Source organism: Photobacterium sp. GB-50 (genome assembly GCF_003026755.1).
In the GTDB taxonomy this organism is placed as follows: Bacteria; Pseudomonadota; Gammaproteobacteria; order Enterobacterales; family Vibrionaceae; genus Photobacterium.
The window spans coordinates 25,814-48,226 of the sequence record NZ_PYNX01000017.1; the positions used below are offsets into that span (position 1 = coordinate 25,814).

The 22,413-nt window shown below is 40.1% G+C and carries 17 protein-coding genes; 4 read left to right on the forward strand and 13 right to left on the reverse strand.

The annotated features are described in order from the left end of the window. Positions 1–69: 69 nt before the first annotated feature. The 3 genes from C9J41_RS17020 to C9J41_RS17030 all read right to left on the reverse strand — a co-directional run bounded on the left by C9J41_RS17020 (position 70) and on the right by C9J41_RS17030 (position 3,814). Positions 70–1,338 carry a histidine kinase dimerization/phospho-acceptor domain-containing protein gene (locus tag C9J41_RS17020; protein WP_107294818.1) on the reverse strand — a complete coding sequence of 423 codons (1,269 nt, stop codon included), beginning with the start codon at positions 1,336–1,338 and terminating at the stop codon, positions 70–72. Further along, a complete protein-coding gene (locus C9J41_RS17025) occupies positions 1,335–2,027 on the reverse strand; it encodes a response regulator transcription factor (RefSeq protein ID WP_107294819.1) in 693 nt (230 codons plus the stop codon). Before C9J41_RS17025 ends, C9J41_RS17020 begins: the two co-directional genes overlap by 4 nt. A 104-nt stretch (positions 2,028–2,131) precedes the next feature. Beyond that, positions 2,132–3,814 (reverse strand): phosphoethanolamine transferase, encoded by a 1,683-nt coding sequence (locus C9J41_RS17030; protein ID WP_107294820.1) that lies wholly within the window; start codon positions 3,812–3,814, stop codon positions 2,132–2,134. Between the two features lie 380 nt (positions 3,815–4,194). On the opposite strand from C9J41_RS17030, the gene C9J41_RS17035 reads away from it, so the two are divergent. Beyond that, the gene (locus C9J41_RS17035; protein ID WP_107206415.1) at positions 4,195–4,659 is read left to right on the forward strand and encodes a GNAT family N-acetyltransferase; all 465 of its coding nucleotides are present in this window, start codon (positions 4,195–4,197) and stop codon (positions 4,657–4,659) included. 417 nt (positions 4,660–5,076) lie between these two features. Here C9J41_RS17035 and C9J41_RS17040 read toward each other — a convergent pair whose 3' ends face one another. The 8 genes from C9J41_RS17040 to torC all read right to left on the reverse strand — a co-directional run bounded on the left by C9J41_RS17040 (position 5,077) and on the right by torC (position 15,974). After that, a complete protein-coding gene (locus tag C9J41_RS17040; protein WP_107246967.1) occupies positions 5,077–6,819 on the reverse strand; it encodes a hypothetical protein in 1,743 nt (580 codons plus the stop codon). Continuing rightward, a complete protein-coding gene (locus C9J41_RS17045; protein ID WP_107206417.1) occupies positions 6,816–7,361 on the reverse strand; it encodes a HyaD/HybD family hydrogenase maturation endopeptidase in 546 nt (181 codons plus the stop codon). The genes C9J41_RS17040 and C9J41_RS17045 overlap by 4 nt, the downstream gene beginning before the upstream one ends. Positions 7,362–7,366: 5 nt before the next feature. Beyond that, positions 7,367–8,110, reverse strand: coding sequence for a Ni/Fe-hydrogenase, b-type cytochrome subunit (gene cybH / locus C9J41_RS17050; protein WP_107206418.1), 744 nt, complete (start codon positions 8,108–8,110; stop codon positions 7,367–7,369). An 11-nt stretch (positions 8,111–8,121) separates the two neighbouring features. After that, complete coding sequence (locus tag C9J41_RS17055) at positions 8,122–9,825, reverse strand: nickel-dependent hydrogenase large subunit (RefSeq protein ID WP_107206419.1); 1,704 nt, start codon at positions 9,823–9,825, stop codon at positions 8,122–8,124. 3 nt (positions 9,826–9,828) lie between these two features. Further along, positions 9,829–10,965: a hydrogenase small subunit gene (locus C9J41_RS17060; RefSeq protein WP_107206420.1), complete on the reverse strand. Its 1,137-nt coding sequence runs from the start codon at positions 10,963–10,965 to the stop codon at positions 9,829–9,831. Positions 10,966–11,407: 442 nt separating this feature from the next. Then, a complete protein-coding gene (gene torD, locus C9J41_RS17065; RefSeq protein WP_107206421.1) occupies positions 11,408–12,055 on the reverse strand; it encodes a molecular chaperone TorD in 648 nt (215 codons plus the stop codon). 131 nt (positions 12,056–12,186) lie between these two features. Further along, a complete protein-coding gene (gene torA / locus C9J41_RS17070; RefSeq protein WP_107206422.1) occupies positions 12,187–14,715 on the reverse strand; it encodes a trimethylamine-N-oxide reductase TorA in 2,529 nt (842 codons plus the stop codon). 92 nt (positions 14,716–14,807) lie between these two features. Beyond that, positions 14,808–15,974 carry a pentaheme c-type cytochrome TorC gene (torC, locus tag C9J41_RS17075; RefSeq protein WP_107246971.1) on the reverse strand — a complete coding sequence of 389 codons (1,167 nt, stop codon included), beginning with the start codon at positions 15,972–15,974 and terminating at the stop codon, positions 14,808–14,810. Positions 15,975–16,175: 201 nt separating this feature from the next. Here torC and torR point away from each other — a divergent pair, with 201 nt between their 5' ends. Next, the gene (gene torR, locus C9J41_RS17080; RefSeq protein WP_107206424.1) at positions 16,176–16,889 is read left to right on the forward strand and encodes a two-component system response regulator TorR; all 714 of its coding nucleotides are present in this window, start codon (positions 16,176–16,178) and stop codon (positions 16,887–16,889) included. 572 nt (positions 16,890–17,461) lie between these two features. Here torR and panP read toward each other — a convergent pair. Both panP and C9J41_RS17095 read right to left on the reverse strand, forming a co-directional pair. Then, the gene (gene panP / locus C9J41_RS17090; RefSeq protein WP_107246972.1) at positions 17,462–19,129 is read right to left on the reverse strand and encodes a pyridoxal-dependent aspartate 1-decarboxylase PanP; all 1,668 of its coding nucleotides are present in this window, start codon (positions 19,127–19,129) and stop codon (positions 17,462–17,464) included. Positions 19,130–19,278: 149 nt separating this feature from the next. Beyond that, positions 19,279–20,250, reverse strand: coding sequence for a DUF2860 domain-containing protein (locus C9J41_RS17095; protein ID WP_107294821.1), 972 nt, complete (start codon positions 20,248–20,250; stop codon positions 19,279–19,281). 658 nt (positions 20,251–20,908) lie between these two features. On the opposite strand from C9J41_RS17095, the gene C9J41_RS17100 reads away from it, so the two are divergent. Both C9J41_RS17100 and C9J41_RS17105 read left to right on the forward strand, forming a co-directional pair. Next, on the forward strand, positions 20,909–20,998 hold the full coding sequence (locus tag C9J41_RS17100) for a YnhF family membrane protein (protein ID WP_107206428.1): 90 nt from the start codon (positions 20,909–20,911) through the stop codon (positions 20,996–20,998). Between the two features lie 126 nt (positions 20,999–21,124). Further along, positions 21,125–22,375, forward strand: coding sequence for a patatin family protein (locus C9J41_RS17105; protein WP_107294822.1), 1,251 nt, complete (start codon positions 21,125–21,127; stop codon positions 22,373–22,375). The last annotated feature ends 38 nt before the right edge of the window (positions 22,376–22,413 follow it).

Here is a 22,413-nt window from a genome sequence, read left to right on the forward strand (position 1 = left end):
TCCTATGAATAAGATAAAGGCAGCGCTGTCGAATACAGTGGCTGCCTTTTTATTGTTGATACTGTGAAACTACTGAGTAGGCTGAATGCTTATTTGAGCGGTACAACCACCGTATGGGTTGTTCAGAAGCTCGAATTCATAACCGTATTTATGGCATATATCACGGGATATGAGTAATCCCAATCCATATCCTTCCACACCTCTTGGCTTTTTCTCTAATCCGATTCCAGTATCAATAATCGATATACGTAATGGGGTAACACTAATCACGACTGAACCTTTCTCGGTGCAAGAAAATGCGTTTTTGAGTAAATTTCCTACTAGGATTTTTAAACTGGTTTTAGGAATTTTAATGTCAATAGAGTGGCTTAATTCAATACGGTATTCGACGGGCTTATTCTTTAACAAATGTAAGTGACTTTGTACTATTTCTTCTAATTCGTCTTTGGTTAACTCACGGCTTTGTAGCTCATCTAGATTTTCCTCACGAGTAAGAGAAAGTAACGTTGTAACGAAGTCATTCATTTCATCACAGGCTCTAGATAAACGATCCCGTTGCTTTTCAATAAACTCAGGGGCCAAAGAATGCGCTAATAAAGAGGTTGACCCCTTTATCACCATGAGTGGTGTGCGAAGTTCATGACTTGCATATCGATTAAATGCTCTCTCCCGTTCGATGGATTGCTTAATACGATCTTGGTACTGGTTTAAACTATCAACAAGCATGGTTAACTCTTGTGTTTTAACACCTTGCGGGATGACTATTGGGCTTAAATCATTGGCAGAGCGATGTCGCAATTGATGGGTGAGAACCGATAAAGGATGGTTTAGGCGGCGTGAAATTAGCAGCATAATCGTCAAGGTGATAATTAAAAGTATGACTGAAATTACGGCTTGCTCGATATTCTCTTTAAAGATCTGATCTTCACTAAGCTCATAGATTTCATCAAAGTAAAAAGTGTAGAGATCAGTATGATGACCGTTACTATTGGTCATTAAACGTTTCATTACAAAATAGTCTGTTGCGTATCCATTGGGTTGGTATACTTCGATCGCCTGGTTATAGGGGAGATCTTTATCAATATCAAAGTGTTTAGGAACATTGGCTAAACCCACATAACTTTGGCTGGTGCGAGTTATGTACTGTAATTCTGAAGGTGAGTTTTGTAGCTTATTTATAATATCTTCAGTTTTGTGTTCTAGGGCATTTTGTGCATTTAATAATTCGAGCTCATCCACTGTTGACTCAACTAAAGCGAAGTGGATGGTGATCATGGCTATAGCGACAACAGCAAAATAGAAAAACGTTACTTCGCGTGCAGAGCGTAGTTTTTTCATTGTTGCTTATCTTCTTTAATCTGTTTGATGAGCTGGTAGCCCACTTTAGGGATGGTTTTGATATAGCTATGATTAAAGCCTTTGTCTATTTGAGCTCTTAATTGATAGATGTGGCTACGTAGTACATTGTTTTCAGGTTCATCATCGCCCCATAAGGTATTAATTAATTCTTGTTTTGTGAGGGTATCTGGTGCTCGTAACAGCATTAATTTCAAAATAGTAAATAGAGTAGGGTTTAGTGATATTTGTCTGTTTTCACGGGTGGCAATGTGAGTTTTGAGATCAAGGAATAAATCACCAAATTGCAGTATTTGTGCCGCTGTGTTTCCTTTACGGCGACGGGTTAAAGCGGTAATCCTTGCTTCAAGGATCTCTAAATCAAAAGGCTTAATTAAGTATTCATCAGCACCCGTTGCAAAACCTTCTAATGTATCTTCACGAGTATCTCGGGCGGTAAGCATGAGTATAGGAGTATCAATGCCATCTTTACGTAATTGTTGACATACCATGTAGCCGTCCATACGTGGCAGCATGACATCAAGTATGATCAAATCATAATGATGTTGCTTTGCCAGTTCGTATCCTTGGATGCCATTGTTAGCGTAATCAAGGGTATAACTTTTAATTTCAAAAAAGTCGAAGATGATATTGGCTATATCTTGGTGATCTTCAATGAGTAATAATTTCATTATATTTAAGTTCGATGGTTGATCAGCACGCTAAGTAACGAGAAAAGAGAATAGATTGTTAGGTTAGTTATTCTCTTTTCTTTTATTCGTTAGATTGATGATGGTTAATTGTTATATTTCGCGACTTCAGTTGCAAATTTATCACGGCATTGACTGAAAATATCTAATTCTGCTTGATACTCTTCGGTACTGATATCCATCACGCCCAGCATGGAATGAAAGATATTATCGTGAGAGTAGGTGCCCGTTTTGCTAGCTGCTTGTTTTAAACAGGTATAGTCAATATTTTTCGTTTGTTGAAAACTTGGCGACATCCACACCATTAACGGTACTTTGGTTTGGTATTCAGGGGCAAAACGATAAGGAATACCGTGCAAATAAGTGCCGTTTTCACCGAGAGACTCGCCATGATCTGAGATATAAATTAGCGCAGTATTATATTGTTCATTCAGTTGTTGTAGTTTCTCGATCATTTGGCTGATCACATAGTCAGTATATAAAATCGTATTATCGTAGCTGTTGATGATTTGCTCTTGGCTGCAGTTTTCAATATCAGCTCGTGGGCAATCAGGCTGGAATATCGCTTTATTTGATGGGTAACGTTGATAGTACGTGGGGCCATGACTACCAATTAAATGAAGCGTGATCATGCGATTACCGTTTAGATCTGCGATATCCTTATCAATGTTTTCAAGCAATGCCATGTCATAACAGGTAGAGCCGTTACACATCTCATCTTTACGGGAACGATCTATCTCGATTTTAGTAATATTTTTCGCCACTGATTTATCACCACCATCGTTCTCTTTCCATAGCTGAGAAATGTTAGCACGCTGCATGATATCAAGGAGATTATCTTGGTTATCCGCTTGCGAGCGTTCGAAGTTGTCTCGGTTCATATTGGCAAACATGCAAGGCACCGATACTGCCGTTGCTGTGCCACATGCTGTTACGTCTTGAAAAGAGATCATATCAAGCTCACGAGTATAGGGTGTGGTGTTACGGTGATAGCCATTCAATTCGTAATTTTGTGCACGGGCCGTTTCACCTACAACCATGATCATCAGTGTTGGCTTTGTATGTGCTTGAGTTAAGGCAGCGTCGCTTTGTTTTGCATCCAAACCTATTTGTTTATAAGGCTGTGGGGTGGTGAAGTAGGTGTTTTTTACGTATTTAATGGTGCTGTAGATAAACTGAGTGGGAATAATCACTTTTTTCAGATAGCTATTATTACGTCCAACCGAGGCATAGTCTTGGTAATACACTGCTGCAATTAACCCAACCACCACTAATGAAATTAGCATTGATACAAGCTTGGCTGTAATAAAAGTCATAGGGCTTGTTATTGGCTTGATTGGCAGTTTATAGATGAGCAGCGCGGGTATGACACCCATTAGAAGTGTCCACATTGCAGAGTATAAGCTGAGATAAGAGCTGGCTTCACTGCTGTCTGTTTCTATGATGTTGGCAATCATGCCGTAGTCAAACATGACGCCATAATTGAACCCAGCATAACTCACCATACTTGATAAAATCAGTAAGATAATAAAGAACGGCTTACTTATCTTAGGCCAACTAAATAATGAAAAAAGAAAGTTTAAGCAGACGAGAAAGAAAAGTGGGATTGTGAGTACAAAACCAAGTTTAACGGTTTCAAGTTGACTAAATATTCCAATCAGTGCCTTATATACAGGTAAGTTAACTATGGCTGTAAAATACAGTGCGAGTAGGAAAGTAAAGGTAGCATAAGACATGCCACCAAAAAGTTTTTGCTTAATCATATTCATTGTTTATTTCGAAGGGTTACAAACCAAATTGATGCAAATAAGCGGAATAACCCTTCTTTCTCCACGTCGTTATTCGCCGTAAGTTATAAACGCTAAAAGGTGAAAAAAATGTTGAAACGTTTTATCTCTAGTGCAATTTATTTAGAATGTTGATTGTTTCAGTTTTGAACATACTTTATTGAGAATAGTTACAAATTTAGAGAGTGCTTACCTTCTTAGAAAATAAATTGAGTGAGAAATTGAGGAAGGATTTTACCACTCGTTATGGTGCCATTTTATAAATAATAGGTAAGTCAATGTTTACCTAGTACGAACATGTTATAACTCGTGTTTTCAAGGTATGTAGTTAGCAGCTCAGATTATGGTAAAAGGAATTTTAAATGGATATTAAAATTGGTGACTTAACACACCCACAAGTCATTCAGTTGTTGATGGAGCATTTAGAAGATATGTATGCAACATCGCCTGCTGATAGTGTTCATGCGTTAGATTTAGATGCACTTCAGGCTGAGGATGTGACGTTTTATACCTGTTGGAAGCAAGATATGTTGCTTGGTTGTGTTGCAATTAAACGTCTAAATGCTGAAAGTGCTGAGCTGAAATCAATGCGGACGAAGATTGATGCGCGAAACCAAGGAGTGGGAGCAAGGCTCTTAGAACATGTTTTAATTGAAGCCAATAACAGGGGGTTTAAGACCATTAGTTTAGAGACAGGCTCACATAATTTTTTTGAGTCAGCCTGTCGTTTATATGAAAAGTTTGGTTTTGAATATTGTGAACCGTTTGCTGATTATTTACCGGATCCCCACAGCTTGTTTATGTGTTACACGTTTGCAGCGGAATAAGATTTTTTATGAAAGACAACCGTGTAGTTTGAAAGGGAATAAAAAAAGCCTCATTTGAGAATGAGGCTTAATAATCAATGAATTCAGATTATTTTTAGGCAAGGGGCCTAATTACCGGCTAGGTATGAAGTTAATCTAGAACATTCTGAAGATAATTTGAATAACACGATATTCAGATTGAGATCTTAGTGCCCATATGCCTAATATATTATGTTATATCTATTGCATATATTCATTTTTCTTTACAGGGCGTCAAAAAATTGGCTATCAAACATTAATGATAATCATTTGCAATGTTATGTTCTCATATAGCAAGAATAAGCACGAATTAATAACTCATGTATTAATGAGAACGTTGTTATGTGAATTGACCATTAAAGCTCTATTTATCGAAAGCTAAATAGAGCTTTAATTGAATTAACGTCGACGCATTTTTAGGTATAACGCGCCAGCACTTAGGTTGCTACCATCGAGTTCTAATTGACGGTTAACAGTAATTGCAAAGTTTTTACCCACACGGAGTGATAGGCGTTCAGTCAACACTTCATTGGCAAAATCACTGCCAGCTAAAACAACAGCATTTAACCCCGTGGTTTCATCTATACGCTCTAGCCAGTTAGCAATATAGTCAGCCAGTGAATCCATGATACCAAAAGCAAGTTTATCAAGCTCTGAATCATCAACAACTAAGCAAAAACTCATTAGGCTGCCCAGTGTTTTTGCCCATTCAATCGTGCGTTTGCCATTCACCATATCTAATGAATAATCAACACGATGACCTTTTTGACCACTATTTTGTAATGCTTTAGCGATCAGTGCATCGTTTAAGTATTGAATACTATTAGTACTCGATGTTGATAAGCCAAGAATGGTGGCAGCAACAGCAAATAAACCTGATAGCTGATTATGACTATCAGCAAGGTTAATTTGGCTTAGGGCTTGATAGCTATAAGGTAGCGATTCTTTAAATTTGGCAAGAATCGCTGCTTGTTCTCCTGCTGCCATTAGGCGAATAATTTCATGACCTGTTTGTGGCAAGCTAGGTAAAACTAAAAAGCTATCTGTACGGGTAAATTTATCTTGGCAAACAATCTCACCTGCGGCGTATCGACCAAAATAAATAACCGCGGTATTTCGTCCATTTCCTGATTCAATATTACCGCCATGCAGCGCACAAATAGGCAGTGCATGAGAGGGGACATCGTTTGGATGATTCGGCTTATAATCGAAATGAATACGACGTTTATGCCAATAGGCATTTAAGCCATTGATACAGGCTTGATCGTGTAAGGGTTCAAGTGCTTTGATTGACACAGGAAGATCAAGTTCAGGATCGCTATCGACTTGGCTCCAACCTTTTTCAATCCATGTAATTAAGGGTTGCCAATGGTTGGTATCAATAAATACGAAATCAACGCCTTGTTGACGTAAAATTTCAGTAAGTACAGTGAGCACGCGATTATAGCTAAAACACAAATCATACAAGGGGGCTTGTAACTGTCGATGCTGTGTTCTGGGTTGTACAGTCACGCGCGGTTTCTCAAGGCTTGATAACGCGAGTACGTGCTCTGATGGAGTAAAGAAATGCGAAGGTACATTATTAGGATTACAGATCAGAATTTGTGGGCGTTCCTGCGATGAGGTTAAAACCGGTGTTGTACTGAGTTGGAATACCTGATGTTTACCTTGCTCTGTGGTTAAGGTAAATAACACATTGCCAGTGGTAAGAATATCATTAGCCCAAACTTTTACTTGGTTGATGCTAATTGCTTGATGTAAACGCTGCTCACCATGACAACATGCACAAGGTAATGCTAGCTCACCAAATCGTGGCGATTGGTTATCGCCTAACAATGGTTCGCAATGTTGGCAAAAAGGTAAGTGGTGCTGAGTATTAACCAGAGGAACAACACTGCCTTCACGATGGATGATTTCTTCCACTTTAGATTCAACTAACCAAATGGAAAGCAGGAAATCATTGGCAATTTTTTCAGCTAATGCTTCAAGTTGTGCTTGTTCACCGACCGCTTCAATTAGATAACGATTTTTAACAAAACCAACGGTAATTTCATAAGGCTCATTGGCTAGATAGTCATTACATAATTGCGCATAAAACGGCACTTGGCGTGAGCATTTAAAAGAAAATTGAATTAATTTCATGCCTCTACTCCTCGTTTATAAGCGGTTGGGATCAAGCTATTAATCTCAATATTGTTCACACGTTCGCAGCTAATGCCCAGATCCGTTAAATGATTCAGAATGGCTGATTCCATGGTAGGAATAGCAGCATAAATTTTAGGTGTTAGTCCTAAATGCATCGGCTCGAGTACAGTAGGGGTAACACCTAATACGAATGTTTTAGGGCGATCGCCGACCAATTCCATCATGATCAATGTTTGCAGCATTTCTACTTCATGGGCACTGCCTTGCCAGTCGATCTCAGGTGGTGCTTTATCAAAATCGAAAAAGTACACTTCGCCAGCATCTACACCAGCAGCATTAACGGTATCAATCACTATAAGGTGATCGTATTGGGTTAAGGTTGGGATCAAACTATGCGCAAGGGTACCGCCATCCACGAGATCAATCTGATGTTCTGGGTGTGAAAAGCGGTAGTTTTCGGTGAGGTAATTGACGAAATGTACGCCGACTCCTTCGTCGGCGTACAAGACATTGCCAATACCAAGTAGCAATATCTTCATTAGTGCTAGTGGCCTTTATGGTCAGTGTTTGTTTGGTGAGTTTGATGCTGAACAGGGTCGTTACCCTTGTTCTTATCTTTAATGTGCACTGGGTGGTAATCAAAACCCGACATAATGGCGTCAGCGGAGCCATTGCGGAATCGAATACCTGTCCAAATCACCATGTAAACGTGAATTAAGACAAACACGATGAACGCCCAAGTTACAATGTGGTGCCATTCACGAACGTTAGCTAATCCGCCCATCGCATAGGTTACCCACTCAGCAGGCTGCCAGAATAGGCCTCCCATACCGAGGTGATACACGTTGGCATACAAGGTTAAACCTGTTACACACATGAAAATAGCGGCGATAGAAATACCCGCATAAACCACTAACTGTAACGGGCCGTAAGCACCATGATGGGGTGGTTGTCCAACCCAAAAATAGGCTTTGATTTGTTTTACCCAGCTATTCGGACTTACAGCATCTTTTACTGAACGTCTTTCGACATTACTGCGGCTAAAGAAGAACAAATAAGCACGAATTAACGTGACAGCGATAAGGACAAACCCCAGTACTTCATGGACAAAACGTACCCAGCCTTGCTCTAATACGTTGGTGTTATCTGGCGCAACCAAAAATGGCCAAGCAATATAAAAGCCTGTGATCACCAAACCAAATATGGCAAAAGCACGGAGCCAGTGACATAGACGTATAATAAAAGAGAAAACATAGGATCGTTTGTACAACACTGTATCTGTTGACATAAATTCCTTCCTTACACTGCTTGTGCTGGAATACGGAATTCACTCAAAGATTGGCCTTTGTAATCCATCACGTGTACTGAACACGCCATGCATGGGTCAAATGAGTGGATCACACGAAGAACTTCAAGAGGCTTAGTTGGATCTTCTAACTTTAAGCCGACTAAAGAAGCTTCATAAGGTGCAATTTTGCCGTTGCCATCAATTGGGCTTGCGTTCCATGTGGTAGGAACAACCGCTTGATAGTTTTCAACTAAACCGTCTTTAATACGTAACCAGTGACTTAATAAACCACGAGGCGCTTCAATCACACCTACACCTTTGTATTCTTTTTTAGGATCAATGGTTGGTTCAATGTACGTAGTTTGATCTGAATTTAGGTTGGCGACCATAGATTCAAAGGTAGTTAAACCATTACGTGCAATGATCAAGGTATGAAGCATACGTGCTGCTGTACGACCTAATGTAGTGAATAGGGCACCTGCTGGAAGTCCTGTTGTTTTTAAGAACTCGTTAACAACTGGTACAACGTATGGATTACCTTTTGCGTAGTTCACAGCAATAGTCGCTAGTGGGCCTACTTCAACAGGTTCGCCGTTATAGCGTGGCGATTTAACCCAAGAATATTTACCGGCTTCGTTAATTGTTGGACGTTTACCTTCTAAGGTGTCACGTTCAATAAACGGAGTGTGCTCAGGAATCGTTGTACCATCAAATGGGTGCTGTGGTTTATCAGCGTTGTACCATGAGTGGGTCACGTCTTCAGCAATCAGGCTAAGATCAACATTTTCTGCTTTGGTTAGATCTTTATTACGAATAACACCGCCAGTAAATAGCTGATCTTCTTCGTTTAGTTGAATAGATTCACTACACATGAAAGTGCTAACGTTACAGCCGCCTAATACACTTGGCTCTTTGCCAAATGCCGCTGCCGCCATCAAAATGTCCGCTTGGTAGGCACGTTCAATAAATTCAGCGACATGAACAAACTTTTGTTTAAACTCTTGTAGGCGAGCAGGATCTAACATGTCACGAACACAAGTTACACCACCAACAACAATAGATTGTGGGTGCGGGTTTTTGCCACCCCAAATTGCCATCATTTCAGCGCCAATACGTTGAACTTCAAGTGCTTTAAGGTAGTGAGATAAACCAATTAGGTTTTGCTCTGGTGTAAATGCATATGTTTTGTTGCCCCAGTATGCGTTAGCAAATGGGCCTAACTTACCTGTGTTTACTAAGCCTTGTACTTTTTCTTGTACTGCGCGTAGTTCACCTTCACCCGCGGCCATTGGTATTTTTGACCACTTCATTGCTTCTTGTGCCGCTTTTGCAGGATCGGCACTTAATGCAGAAACCACATCCACCCAGTCAAGGCCGTGTAGCAGGTAGAAATGAACAATGTGGTCGTGCATTTCAAGTGACGTTAAAATCAAGCTACGAATGTATTTCGCGTTAATAGGCACTTGGGCATTAATGGCATTTTCAACCGCTAATGTGCCACATAGGTAGTGTGATGATGTACATACACCACAAATACGCTGCATTAATAGGCCTACATCATAAGGTGTACGGCCTTTCATGATGATCTCTAAACCACGGAACAGGGTAGAAGAGGCATAAGCTTTTTCAATAACATTGTTAGCATCAAGTTCAACTTCGATGCGTAAGTGGCCTTCGATACGAGTAATGGGATCGATTACGACACGCTTGCTCATGAATTATTCCTCGACTTTCTTTGCAAAAATACTACTCACTGCGTGAGCACCAATACCTATAGCAGTAACGCCTAATGTCACAGCGCCAATGGTATCGGCAGTGGCATCTAAACCATGTAAAGGTTGACGGCTTAATGGTTTTTCGAAATACGCCATTTCATCCCAAAAATCTGGTTCAGAACATCCAATACAGCCATGACCGGCAAGAACAGGCCAACTTGTGTGCGCGTTGAAACGCTCAGTAGGGCAGTTGTTGTACGTGTATGGACCTTTACAACCCATTTTAAATAAGCAGTACCCTTGCTTTGCGTTGTCATCACCAAATTCAGTGACAAATTCACCGGCATCAAAGTGACCACGACGCTCACAGTTATCATGCACACGTGCGCCATATGCCCACTTAGGACGGTTAAACATATCAAGAGCAGGAAGACGACCAAACATAATGTAGTACATCAATGTACCCGTGATGTTGGCTGGGTTTGGTGGGCAACCTGCAACATTAATCACTGGACGATCAATCACGGCACCTACGCTTTTCGCACCCGTTGGGTTAGGACGAGCTGCCTGTACACCACCGAAAGAAGAACAAGTACCCACACAAATAACGGCTGCTGCATCGTTAGCCACACGCTTTATCAGTGACATACCGGTTTCAGCTTTGCTGCCAAGCGTAAGATAAATACCGTTATTAGCAGTAGGAACCGCGCCTTCTGCTGCTAATAGGTATTTGCCTTTGTACGCTTTCATTGCGTTTTCGAGGTTTTCTTCAGCTTGTTGACCAGCCGCTGCCATTAATACTTCTTGGTATTCAAGAGAAACATGTTCAAATAAAAGGGTACTAATATCTGGCGTGGTTGTACGTGTTAGTGATTCAGAACAGCCAGTACATTCTGCAAGACTTAACCAGATAAGAGGCACGCGATCGGAAAGCTCTGCAGCTTCTGCAACCATGGTGCTAAACGGTAAAGGTAAAGCCAGTAGGGATGTAATAGTGGCACTCCAAATCATGAAGTCACGACGGGTAATGCCATTTTGTTCTAATTTATCTTTGAATGATTCCTCACGAAGAGGTTTCATTGCTCGTAACTCTGCAAGACGCTTCTTGCCTAGTTCGAAAAGGGCTGCATGCGAGTCCATCTATCAACCTTGTTTATTATGAATACTTATACGCTAAGGGAATAGCGTGCAGATCTTATGCTTGTAATGATGAGAGATGATTGATCTATATCAGATTTTTGATTTTTGTATGACAATATAAAAAATCAAAAATGGCGGGATGCATAAATAACTCATTGATATTCTTAATGAGAATTCTTTTCATTAATTCGCGGTGTCAATGGTGAGCTTAAGATTTTGAAATTTAAAGATTAAAAATATCAACGTAATAAGTGGTATTGATTTCAAATGCGAATAATATGCTTGAATATGCAATTTAATTTTCGGATAAAAAATAAATAATATTTAACCGAGAGAGGAAAAAATAGAAAATTAGAAGTATTTAGTTTTTTTTGTGTATTTTAAATGCAGATAGAAAAAACCTCAGTCGATACTGAGGTTTAATTATTAACATGTTGCTTGATTATTCACCGGCAAGGAAAGCCGCATCAAGTTTACAGAATGCCAATAATAAATTAGCCGCTGCAGCATAGAAGCCAAATTGATCTCGGTTTTGACACTCTTTCACAAACAGTGGTAACCAGTTAAGCAGCATAGTGTTAATAAAAGAAAGCTGTGCTTGCATTAGCTCTTCACGCTTTTCTTCAGTTTCTTGCTGGTTTGCCATGATGATAAGGTTACCCATGAAATCCAATTCAACCGCAAGGTGATCGGCAGGCTCATTGAATTCTTTACGCTGTGCAATCGCGTAATCATTCATTAGTACATTCATATCTTGTGCTGGCTTATCGTTAAGTAAACCAGAAGTACCTACATACATAGATGCGTAAGGTAGCGCGCCTGTTTTTGGTGTACTTAAGAATAAACCACAGAAATCTGCCGCTAGCTCAAGTTGTTCATCAGGACGTGTGTTTGATTGATTAATTACTTCGCGAAAAGCTTCAACGGGGGCTTTTAATTCCTCGGTCATGCCTAAGCCTGAAAGGAATGTGTACATTTCACCACCGTGGTATTCATGTAGATCTGCATCAGTGAGTTCGCGAGCGAAAAGTGATGACATCCACCAGTAGATCTCTGCACGTTGTTCGTTGAAAGCAATAAATTCTTGCATTGTCACTCCAGACAGATAAAACACATTCAAATATAACTTAAGACATTATATTGGAATCTATTTTAAAAAGGTGAAATAAAGGCGATGAATTTTCGTTCATCGCCTTATTTTAATCAACTAGCTAAGTAAAATTACTTATCCATAGCAGGGAACAGTGGGTCGATACCTTCTTCATAGATAGGACCGTTAAAGCCTGTTACTGCAGGAACAACACCTGTGTACTTCTCGATCTGAACTAGGGCAGCAGCTGCAGATGTTGCTTGCGCTAGGCTAGAAGTACCGATGTCTTCTGTTAATACGTTTGGATCACCGTAAGTACAGATAGTACCTACTTTACCGCCTTCTAATGGGCTGTACCATGCGCCTTCTTGTAGACGACAAACACCTGGTAGGTAATCATCTGTTACAACAGCACCTGCTAATACCTGACCACGGTCGTTGTATACACGTACGATATCGCCAGATTTGATACCACGAGCAGCAGCATCTTCAGTGTTCATAAAGATAGGCTCACGCTCAGCAACAGCGTAAGTCGCACGGAAATCCGTTGACGAACATAACTGTGAGTGTAGACGATCTTTCGGGTGCGTACTCTGCATGTTGATCGGGAAGCGATCAGAGCGAGGACCACCGTGGCTACGTTCAGTCTTTTCAAACCACATTGGGTGACCTTGACAGTCTTTGTAACCCATATCTGCGATAGTCTTACAGTAGATTTCGATCATACCTGAAGACGTACCTAGTGGCTCAAGGTCAGGTTCTTTACGGAATGATTCGTGGCGAACCCACTCTTTACCCGCAGGGAACTCGATGAAACCTTCACCTTCCCAGAACTTCTTGAAGTTAGGCATACGAACGCCTAGACCACGGCCTTGCAGACGCGCACCGTTGTAGATCTCTTCAATGATTTCCATTTGCGTCTTACCGCCAGTGAATGCTTCTTCGCGGTTAAAGCGAGAACATAGCTCACGGAAAATCTCAAAGTCATCTTTCGATTCGTACATTGGCTCAACAATCTTACGAAGGGCAATAATACCTGCGTTAGAGTGGTTACCGTACTGTTCGATATCGTTACGCTCGTAAGTTGTTGTTGCAGGTAATACGATATCTGCAAAACGACAAGTTGCTGTCCACTGGTGCTCAATCGATACAACAGTTTCTAACTTAGTCCAAGCCTTGATCATCTTATTACGATCTTGGTGGTGACCAAATGGGTTGTTACCACTGAAGATCGCCATCTTCATAATAGGGTACTTAATCTTCTGACCATTGTAGTTAATGGTCTTGCCTGGGTTGTCGATACAATCAACAAAGCGAGCAACTGGAATGAAAGTAGAGTAACCGTTAAATGAACCGTTATGAATTGGAGCAACACCTGTAACACCACTAAAGCCTGACATTAGTGGACCATTCGAGGTGATTGAACCTGCATCATTGTAGTGCCAGCCGAAACCGAAACCACCACCAGGTAAACCGATTTGACCTAGCATTGCTGCAAGTACAACGAGCATCCACGCGTACTGTTCGCCGTGCTGCATACGTTGTAGACACCAGCCACCGATGATTTGCGTACGGCCACTTGCCATTGTGCGCGCAAGAGCACGGATATCATCAGCTTTGATACCACAGATCTTTTCAGCCCACTCAGGGTTCTTAACAACACCGTCAGTCTTACCAAGAACGTAAGGCATGAACTTATCAAGGCCAGTTGTGTAATCAGCAATGAAGTCTTTGTTGTATAAGTTTTCAGTGTATAGCGTATGTGCAATAGCAAGCATTAATGGAACATCAGTCTGTGGGTTAACACGGATCTGCTCACCACCAACCACTTTTTGTGTGCTAGAAACCACAGGATCGACGTAGATCACTTTGATTTCTTTATTCTTCACTTTCTCTGCAAGTTGATCATAGTACTGGTATGGGCTGTGGTCTGGTACTAACCAACCCACTTGCAGGTTTTTAATTGGGTCAGATGCCCAAATAACGATAGTGTCAGTGTGCTCAAGTACTAGTGGCCATGATGTTTGTTGCTCGTAAACTTCCATTGCGCCAGCAACGTAAGGAAGAATTACCTGAGCAGCACCTGTTGAGTAGTCACCCATCTTACCTAGGCTGGTACCGTGAAGGCCAACACCACGCTTCATCATGGTACCTGCGTTATGCAGTTTACCCACTGATTGCCAGCCTGTGTGACCAGAGTACAGTGCACTTGGACCGAAGTTGTTCTGAACACGCTCCATCTCATGGTAGAAGAAGTCTAACGCTTGAGACCATGGCACACGTACAAAACGGTTATTACCACGCTGTGTTGTATCTGACTTGTAGCCTTGCTTTAGCCAATCAATACGTACCATTGGGTATTTAACACGTGCAGGGTTATAAACCACTTCACGTACCGCCTGGATCATATCTGTTGGGTTCTTGTCTTTTTCAAATGGCGTTGTTTCAGTCCAAACACCGTCAACAACTTTAGCGCGGAATGCACCCCAGTGAGAGCCAGATAACACTTCGCCAGAAAACGCTGCTTTTGCTTCTTCTGCAGCCATTGCTTTACGAGGAGCAAGAAGGCTAGGACCTACAACCGATGCAGCACTTGCCATTGCAAGGCCAGATAGGAAGCGGCGGCGTGAGATGCCAGTTTTATGAGTTTGAGTCGCCATATGTTGGAGAATCCTTAAACTTTAATTTTTATCGATGGGGCGGGGATAGTGATATCACCCGCCTATCATTTATTTGTTATTAGGCTGCAGGATTAGTGCGCACCTGCACCGCCTGTATCGCTACCGTGGTTCTGAAGATATTTCAGTAGCGTACGTTCTTCTGTCTTAGACAGACGGTAGTAAGAGCTCATGGCTTTCAGACTTGCGATCCAGCCATTTGCAGTAAAATGGCCTGGTGCTGGCGCCGCGTGACAAGCGTTACAAGTAGAGCCGTACATTTCTTCTGCATAGTTCCAGATAGGCTGGATGCTATCGATCATGTCAGCTTTAGTAATCCATGCTTGTACTGTTACGTTCTGCCATACGATGTCAGTTGCTGGATCAGTTTCTTCCTTAATAATTTTCTCGTTAGCTTTAATGTCACCACGGATAGTCGCTTTAAATACGCGCTTACCCATGTATTCTGTCATAACGCGACCTTTACCCGCTTTCTCTAGCCAGCCGTTTACTTCAACTTTTAGCATGTCGCCTTTACGTTCAAGTACCGTTACTTCAGACGCTGGTAGTAATTTACCTTCTGATTTAGCGTTAGCATCGTCAGTGGCGAACATATCTTTCTCACCAAGAGAGTAAAGCTTGTCAGCGGTTGCACCTTGTGCAGTTGCTTCTGCTTGTAGGCCTTGGAAGTCTTTCTGGAAGCCGCCAGCCATGTTTGGTAGTTCGTGTGCAATACCTTTGTGACACTCGATACAGTTCATGTCTTTTGCAGCAGCGTCTGTCATTGCAGCAGCAGCTTCAGGTGATTGTTTAGCGTGATCCATTGCAGAGTAATTGTGACAGCTCTTACAGGTACTCGAATTTTGCTTTTTCATTCGATCCCATACCATTTGAGCTAATTCTAAACGGTGCTCTTCAAACTTTTCAGGCGTATCAATCTTTTTAGTAATAAATTGGTTATATACGTCTTTTGATGCCATCAGCTTAGTTTGAACCATACCAACTAAATCTTTAGGTTGATGACAGTCAACACAATCAGCACGAACACCAGAAGCGTTTTTAAAGTGAACAGATTCTTTATACTCATCGAAGTTTTGCTGCATGGTATGACAACCGATACAGAATTCATTGGTTGATGCGTGCTCAAAACCTTTATGTGCAGCAAAGATACCAACAAGGGTGATAACAATACCAACAAATACAAGAGCAAGAATCGAATACTTGCTACTTGGTTTTGTCAACATCTGCCAAAGTTTTTTCATGTTGAATGATTCCATTTAAGAATGAATGCCCACCGTAAGCTACGGTGACGTTATAAATTTTATGGGGTAATCTTATGTCCACGATGTGAATAAGGTTAACGGTACGAATGAATAGCAAACTCATGTTTATGACAAATTGTGAATAACTACGGTTTGTGCTAACGTTTCGTAAGAACACCTAAAAAACTAAAAGAGACAAACATGACTCATCACGTACTTGTTGTGGAAGATGAAATTGTTACCCGTACTAAGCTGGTCGGGTATTTTGAGAATGAAGGATATAAGGTTAGCCAAGCGGATAGTGGCGCACAGATGCGAGAGATCATGGCGACTGAAAAAATCGACCTCGTCATGCTTGATATTAACCTTCCTGGCGAAGATGGTTTGATGCTTACACGTGAGCTTCGTAGTCGCTCTGAAGTGGGTATTATTTTGGTCACAGGACGTACTGATAGTATCGATCGAATTGTGGGTTTAGAGATGGGTGCAGATGACTATGTCACTAAGCCTTTTGAGCTTCGCGAACTCCTTGTTCGAGTGAAAAACTTGTTGTGGCGCATAACCTTAGTGGAAAAAGCACGTGACGAAACGTTGGTCGAAATGCAAGAAGATAACATCATTCGTTTTGGCGAATGGCAGTTCGATATTAACAAACGAGCGCTGACTCATAATGGTCTTCCGGTGAAGCTAACTAAAGCGGAATATGAGTTATTAGTCGCCTTCTCTTCACACCCAAATGTAGTGTTGAGTCGTGAACGTATTTTAAATATGTTAAGCCATAGAGTCGAAGCGCCAAACGATAGAACTATTGATGTTTTAATTCGTCGTATGCGCTCTAAAATGGAGCTAGATCCAAAGAACCCACAGATTTTTGTTACCGTTCACGGTGAAGGATATATGTTTGCAGGGGATTAATTTCCTTCAATACTAGATATAACTGATATCAAAAATTGCATATTGCAGTGAAACATTTTGAAATAAAAAGGCCATATCATTCGGTGATATGGCCTTTTTTCTAGAAAAAAATGAGCTAATTTCTTGATATAAATCAATCAATGAAGAGGTGTCTTTTTGCTTGTTTTTTAACCAAAAACTGTAATTGTTAACCATTCTCAAATGCATACATTTATTTAAACTTTTCATTAACATTAGTAATGAGAATAAAGAACAACATTGAGATCATATCGTTAACAACACAAAAAAATAATGACAGAATGTGAATAAGGCAATTTATTGAACAGTGCTCAAAATAGAGCAATGAATACTTATCTTAGAAATAAGAAACAGTATGCGAGAGATGAAAGTAGATATTTGGCCAATTATTGAAGCTATTCATACTACAATAATGTGCTGTTCATAGTTGATTTGCAGATTATTCATAAGATAGACATAGAATTTTTTGATTGTTAATGGTTATAAAATGCAAAAAGCCCAGTAAAACTGGGCGTTAACACTAAATAATAAAAAAAATAATATAGATAAACAGCTTATTTATATCGATTTGCGGTCTTTTTTCTCATTATTTCTGCGGTTAAGTTTTCTATTTTTGGCAGACTAATGGTACTTTCTTTTGCTAATTGACGTTGTTCGCTTAGCACGTTTTGTAAGATGGTCTCTGTTGTGAGTGGGTTTGCTAATACGACACGGAACACAGTTGTTATCTTATGCTGCCATTTTTCCGGTGTAATGCGGGTACGAGATACAAATGATTTACCGGATTCACGCTGACGTTTTTGGATGAACTTGGTTAAGTCATTAAGTAACTCCAGTAATGTTTCGCGCTCTTCATCTGTAGCGATTAACAATGCTTCTTGCGTCGCTTCCGGAACATAACGGTAAGTCAGCAAGCACAGTTCAGGCTCAGTAACTAACTCAAAATCTATTTGTTGTTTAATTAAATCAGCAAAATAACGTGCATTTTCAATACTATTGTTAATCAACAATTCATAGCCAGGGCGACTAATTATATTCATGCTAGCGTATAGCAACATAGCCATACCGCTTCGTGACCCTTCTAAGGTGTGACTACCTAAATCTTTCGATCCTTTACGCAAAATATATTCAGCATGATGTTCAATTGCTGTCATGAGCTCTGGGTTTTTAAAGATCACCATGCCCGCACCCATAGGAATATACAACTGCTTATGAGCGTCGATTGTAATAGAGTCGGCGCGTTCAATCCCTTTCAATAAATGACGGTACTTATTAGACATTAATGTCGCGCCACCCCAAGCTGCATCAACATGGAAATGACAATCGTGCTCAGTGGCAATATCTGCTAATTGATCTAAAGGATCAACATTGCCTGTTTCTGTTGTGCCTGCAATACCAATAATGGCGAAGGGTTTAATGTTACGCTGTTTCAGATCAGCTAACGTCGACTGTAGGTGGTCGATGTTGATACGGTTATCATCATCAGTTTTAATTGAAATGAGGCTATCTCTACCAATGCCTAATACATCTGCTGATTTCTTTAACGAGTAATGGCCACGTTCAGACACTAAGATCGCTAAATCATCATAACCGTAGTGCTTCATCGCACGAAATAATCCTTCTTGGGCAATACCTTTAAAATCCCCGTCAGGTTTTAGGACTGTATTTCTTGCTACCCATAATGCTGTGATATTAGCAATTGTGCCACCAGAGCAAAAAGCACCTAAGGAATGGTCAGCACTATGCATCCATTGCTGATAGAAGCTTTCATTTTCATTGAAGATGAGCTTATGAAGCATTCCTAAAACTTGTCGCTCAAGAGGAGTGAAAGCTTTAGAGGTTTCGATTTTTACGAGATTTTGATTCAGCGCGATCATGATTTTAGAGAGCGGCATCATGAAGTAAGGCAGGGCAGAAGTCATGTGACCGATAAAGCTTGGCGCTGAGGTGTGGACTGATTGCGAAACCAGCTTATTTAATAGAAATTGGGTATGCTCGGAGACAAAGCTCGGTATTTCAGGGATTGCTGGATCGGAGAAGTCTTTCTCTATTTCGAGTAGTGGTTTTTCTGTTGCAGCAATGTGAGTACGCAGAAATTCATTTAAGTTTTCTGATAGCTCTTTTTCGATCATACCCAGTGTTGAATCTGGGGCTTCCGGTACTGTAAAAATTCGATGCAGAGATTCTTGTGATGCATCGGCAGTGCGATTATTAACAGCCATAATACTCAGTAACGTTTCTTTAACTTTGGTAAAGTGCTGTTAATCTAATAGAAAAGTAGTGTTATGTCTCGTAAAATTTATGGCTCTGTATCATAACAGAGCCATAATTTTCATCGCTTACAATGAAGAAGGGATGGCATTTATTGTTGTTAGAAGGTGTAGTTCATACCTAAGCTAACAAGCATAGTATCTGCATCATAGAAGTTGATATTTGATTGTGTGGTGTTGTAGCCCACTAATGAAACAACGCCCCAATTCTTCCAACCAAATGGTTGTTTGTATTCATAAGCTAGGAAGGCACCTAAACGGTCTTCTTCTTGTTTCTTATCAAAAATAGGGTTTTCTGCATCAAACAAAGCTTTCTTATAACTTAAAGTAAAAGCTAGGCTTGAACGCTGGAAGAGTTGAATAAAAGTGGCTGAACCCCCAAAAATATCGGCAGACATTGCTTTACCGTCAGCATCAATACCACTGTAGTTTAATGCGGTACGAAGCATTTGTGTTCGACTCAGTGGAAGTAGGTGGCTTCCTTCTACAAAAAAGAGTTTTGCGTTTCTATCTAGTAGATTTTGATCGATAGCTAAGCCTTCTCCACTTTTTTCTTGATCTACTTCATAACGACCATATGCAGTATCTAATGAGTACATAGAGCCAGCAATATTGTCCCACTGCGCACGTACCGCTTTTACATTACTTCCTGTTTTTACACGTGGCTCCCCTGTTAAATAGGGGTTTTGCCATGTTTTTAATTCTAATAATCCAGGAATGTAACTTAACGAAACAGTGCCGTTTCCTTGAAGTTGTTGGCGAAAGCCAAGCTCAGTATGGAAACGCCCTAAAGCGACATCAGAACGATCAGTACCAAATAATAATTGCTGTTTAGCATTGCTGAAAGTATATGAAAGTGTACCAAGTGGGGCGATACGTGTGTGACCTTGATCATCACCTGATGAATTCAAATTTGAGGTGGTGGCATTATCAGAATCAAACTGTGAATTTGTTTTAGTGTATGCAGCCAAGAGCGAGATATCACCACTGATACCTGGTGTCCAATCCACCGGTTTTGCAACGGTATTAAAACTGGCAACTACGGTAACTAAACCAATATAAATCGGTTTCATTTTAAGCATCCTTTTCTTCAATTATTCATTACTGTGATAATGGTTAACGTAAGGAATAAAAATAAAGTTTAAATATAGATTAATTTTATAATAGCGATGGATGTTATTAAATCGAAATACAGTATTTTGTTGTTTATTTGATAATAGATTTATTTATTCAATGGAAATTGGGATGAAATGCCACCGCACTACGTTGATAATTGCTCTTATTTTATAGGAAGGTGTGAAAATAAGAGCAATATTTTAAAGGGCTATTTGCATGTTACTGCAACTAATTTCTGCTTTTTCATTATAGCTATCTAACGACTGTTTGATATCGATAGGCGGCGTTAATCACTTTGCAAATTCCGCTGTTAGCACTAAAACCATAATAAGCAGTGCTGTCGCAAGTTTCATTTGATGTCCCTGCTAACACTTGTTGAAAGCAAAATGTAATGATTTCAATGGCGTTCCAACCCAAGAAAATAATGCGCTCACTTCTACTATGTCATCAAACGATAGTCCGTGATGACAGTGGAAAATTTAATGCAATATACAGTATTGATATTAATGTGATAATTATCTTAAATTCTGTACAATTTAATTGATAACAAAGCTGTAACATAACTATACTGTGGTTAACAAAATGTTACATTTGAAAGGTTTTAAGGGGCGAAGTATGGATAGTAATTTGAAACTTGCTGTAGTTACAGCAACAATGACGCTAACGACAATCTTTAGTTACGCAGCAGTAGCCTTATTAGCGTAATACAATGGCAAGTTAAAAAGATAAGATAGAGCTTTAATTTCTTTAACTTGTTTTTTATAAGCGATTCCAACTCTTAAATTAAATACGTATATTACGTCAGAGTGTTTTCTAACCTTTGGGGGAGAAATGAATTATCTGCCGTTTAGTTTGAGTGCTTTTGATGAAGAATCGATATCACATTTTTCATCACGGCTTTTTGATGCACATAATAAGAAAATAGCATTAGTTGTTCAGGGTGGGGGACAGCGAGGTATTTTTTCGGCTGGTGTTTTAGACAGTTTCTTAGCACACGAGTTTGATCCTTTTGCTTTGTATATAGGCACATCTGCAGGTGCTCTCAATTTATCTTCATTTATTAGCCGTCAGCCACGTTTCGGCTATCAGTTTATTCAAAACTATACGACAACAGATAAATTTTTTAGCTTATATAAGTACTTAAGCAAACAACAGCCAATGAACCTTGATTGGGCGCTGCAAGTCGTTTCTCCCACTGGCGAATTAGCCCTCGACTTTCATACCGCGAAAAGAACCCTACAACATCGACAGGCATTCGCCTGCGCAACACGTAAAGATACCCTTAAAGATATCTATATGCCGATGTACCAAGATGATTGGTATGAAGTTTTGCGTGCGAGTTGTGCTATTCCTGTTTTATACAATTTACCTGTTAATATGAATGAGCTGGAATGGGTTGATGGTGGTGTGAGCGCTGCGATACCGGCTAAAGAAGCATGGCGTCGAGGGGCTGATCTGGTTATTGTGATTCGAACTGAGCCTCTTGATCATGACAATCATGCCGATAAGGGGATCTTTGATGACTGGCGTGAAAGTGTTGAAACTTACTTACCCTATTATATTAATAAGCTTAGCCTTAATGAATCGGTAGATAGAATTAAAACGGTTCATCATGAATTAAGTCACCGTTTTGAACAGTGGCGAGAACAATACCGTAACGACACTATCGATATTAAAGATAAAGATGATATACAGAAAGAACTTTCATATTTGGATAGTAAAAGTAAAGAGGCATTGAAGCAGCCTATTTTTGGTAATAAAAGTTGGCTATCACATATGAATATTGAACGTTTATTAAAATTAGCGAGGCAGAGTAATAATTCCGACGTAATTGAAATGTTACTTCAATATTACAAAACTCACCAAGATATGAATGATTTTTTAGTGAATCCACCCGATGGGTTACAAGTTATCCAAATAGCGCCTGAAAAGTCATTGAAGAGCCGAGCCCTATTGAGTAGTAAAGATGATTTAGAAATGGATTATCGAGAAGGAAAGATAATTGGACGTAAGTTTGTAGATTGTTTTTCAAATATTTTAAATGAAAAAAGCAGTTTAATGCAGTACATGCGAAATGAGTAAACCGAGTAAGAATTGCTTACTCGGCTATTGTCTCTTTG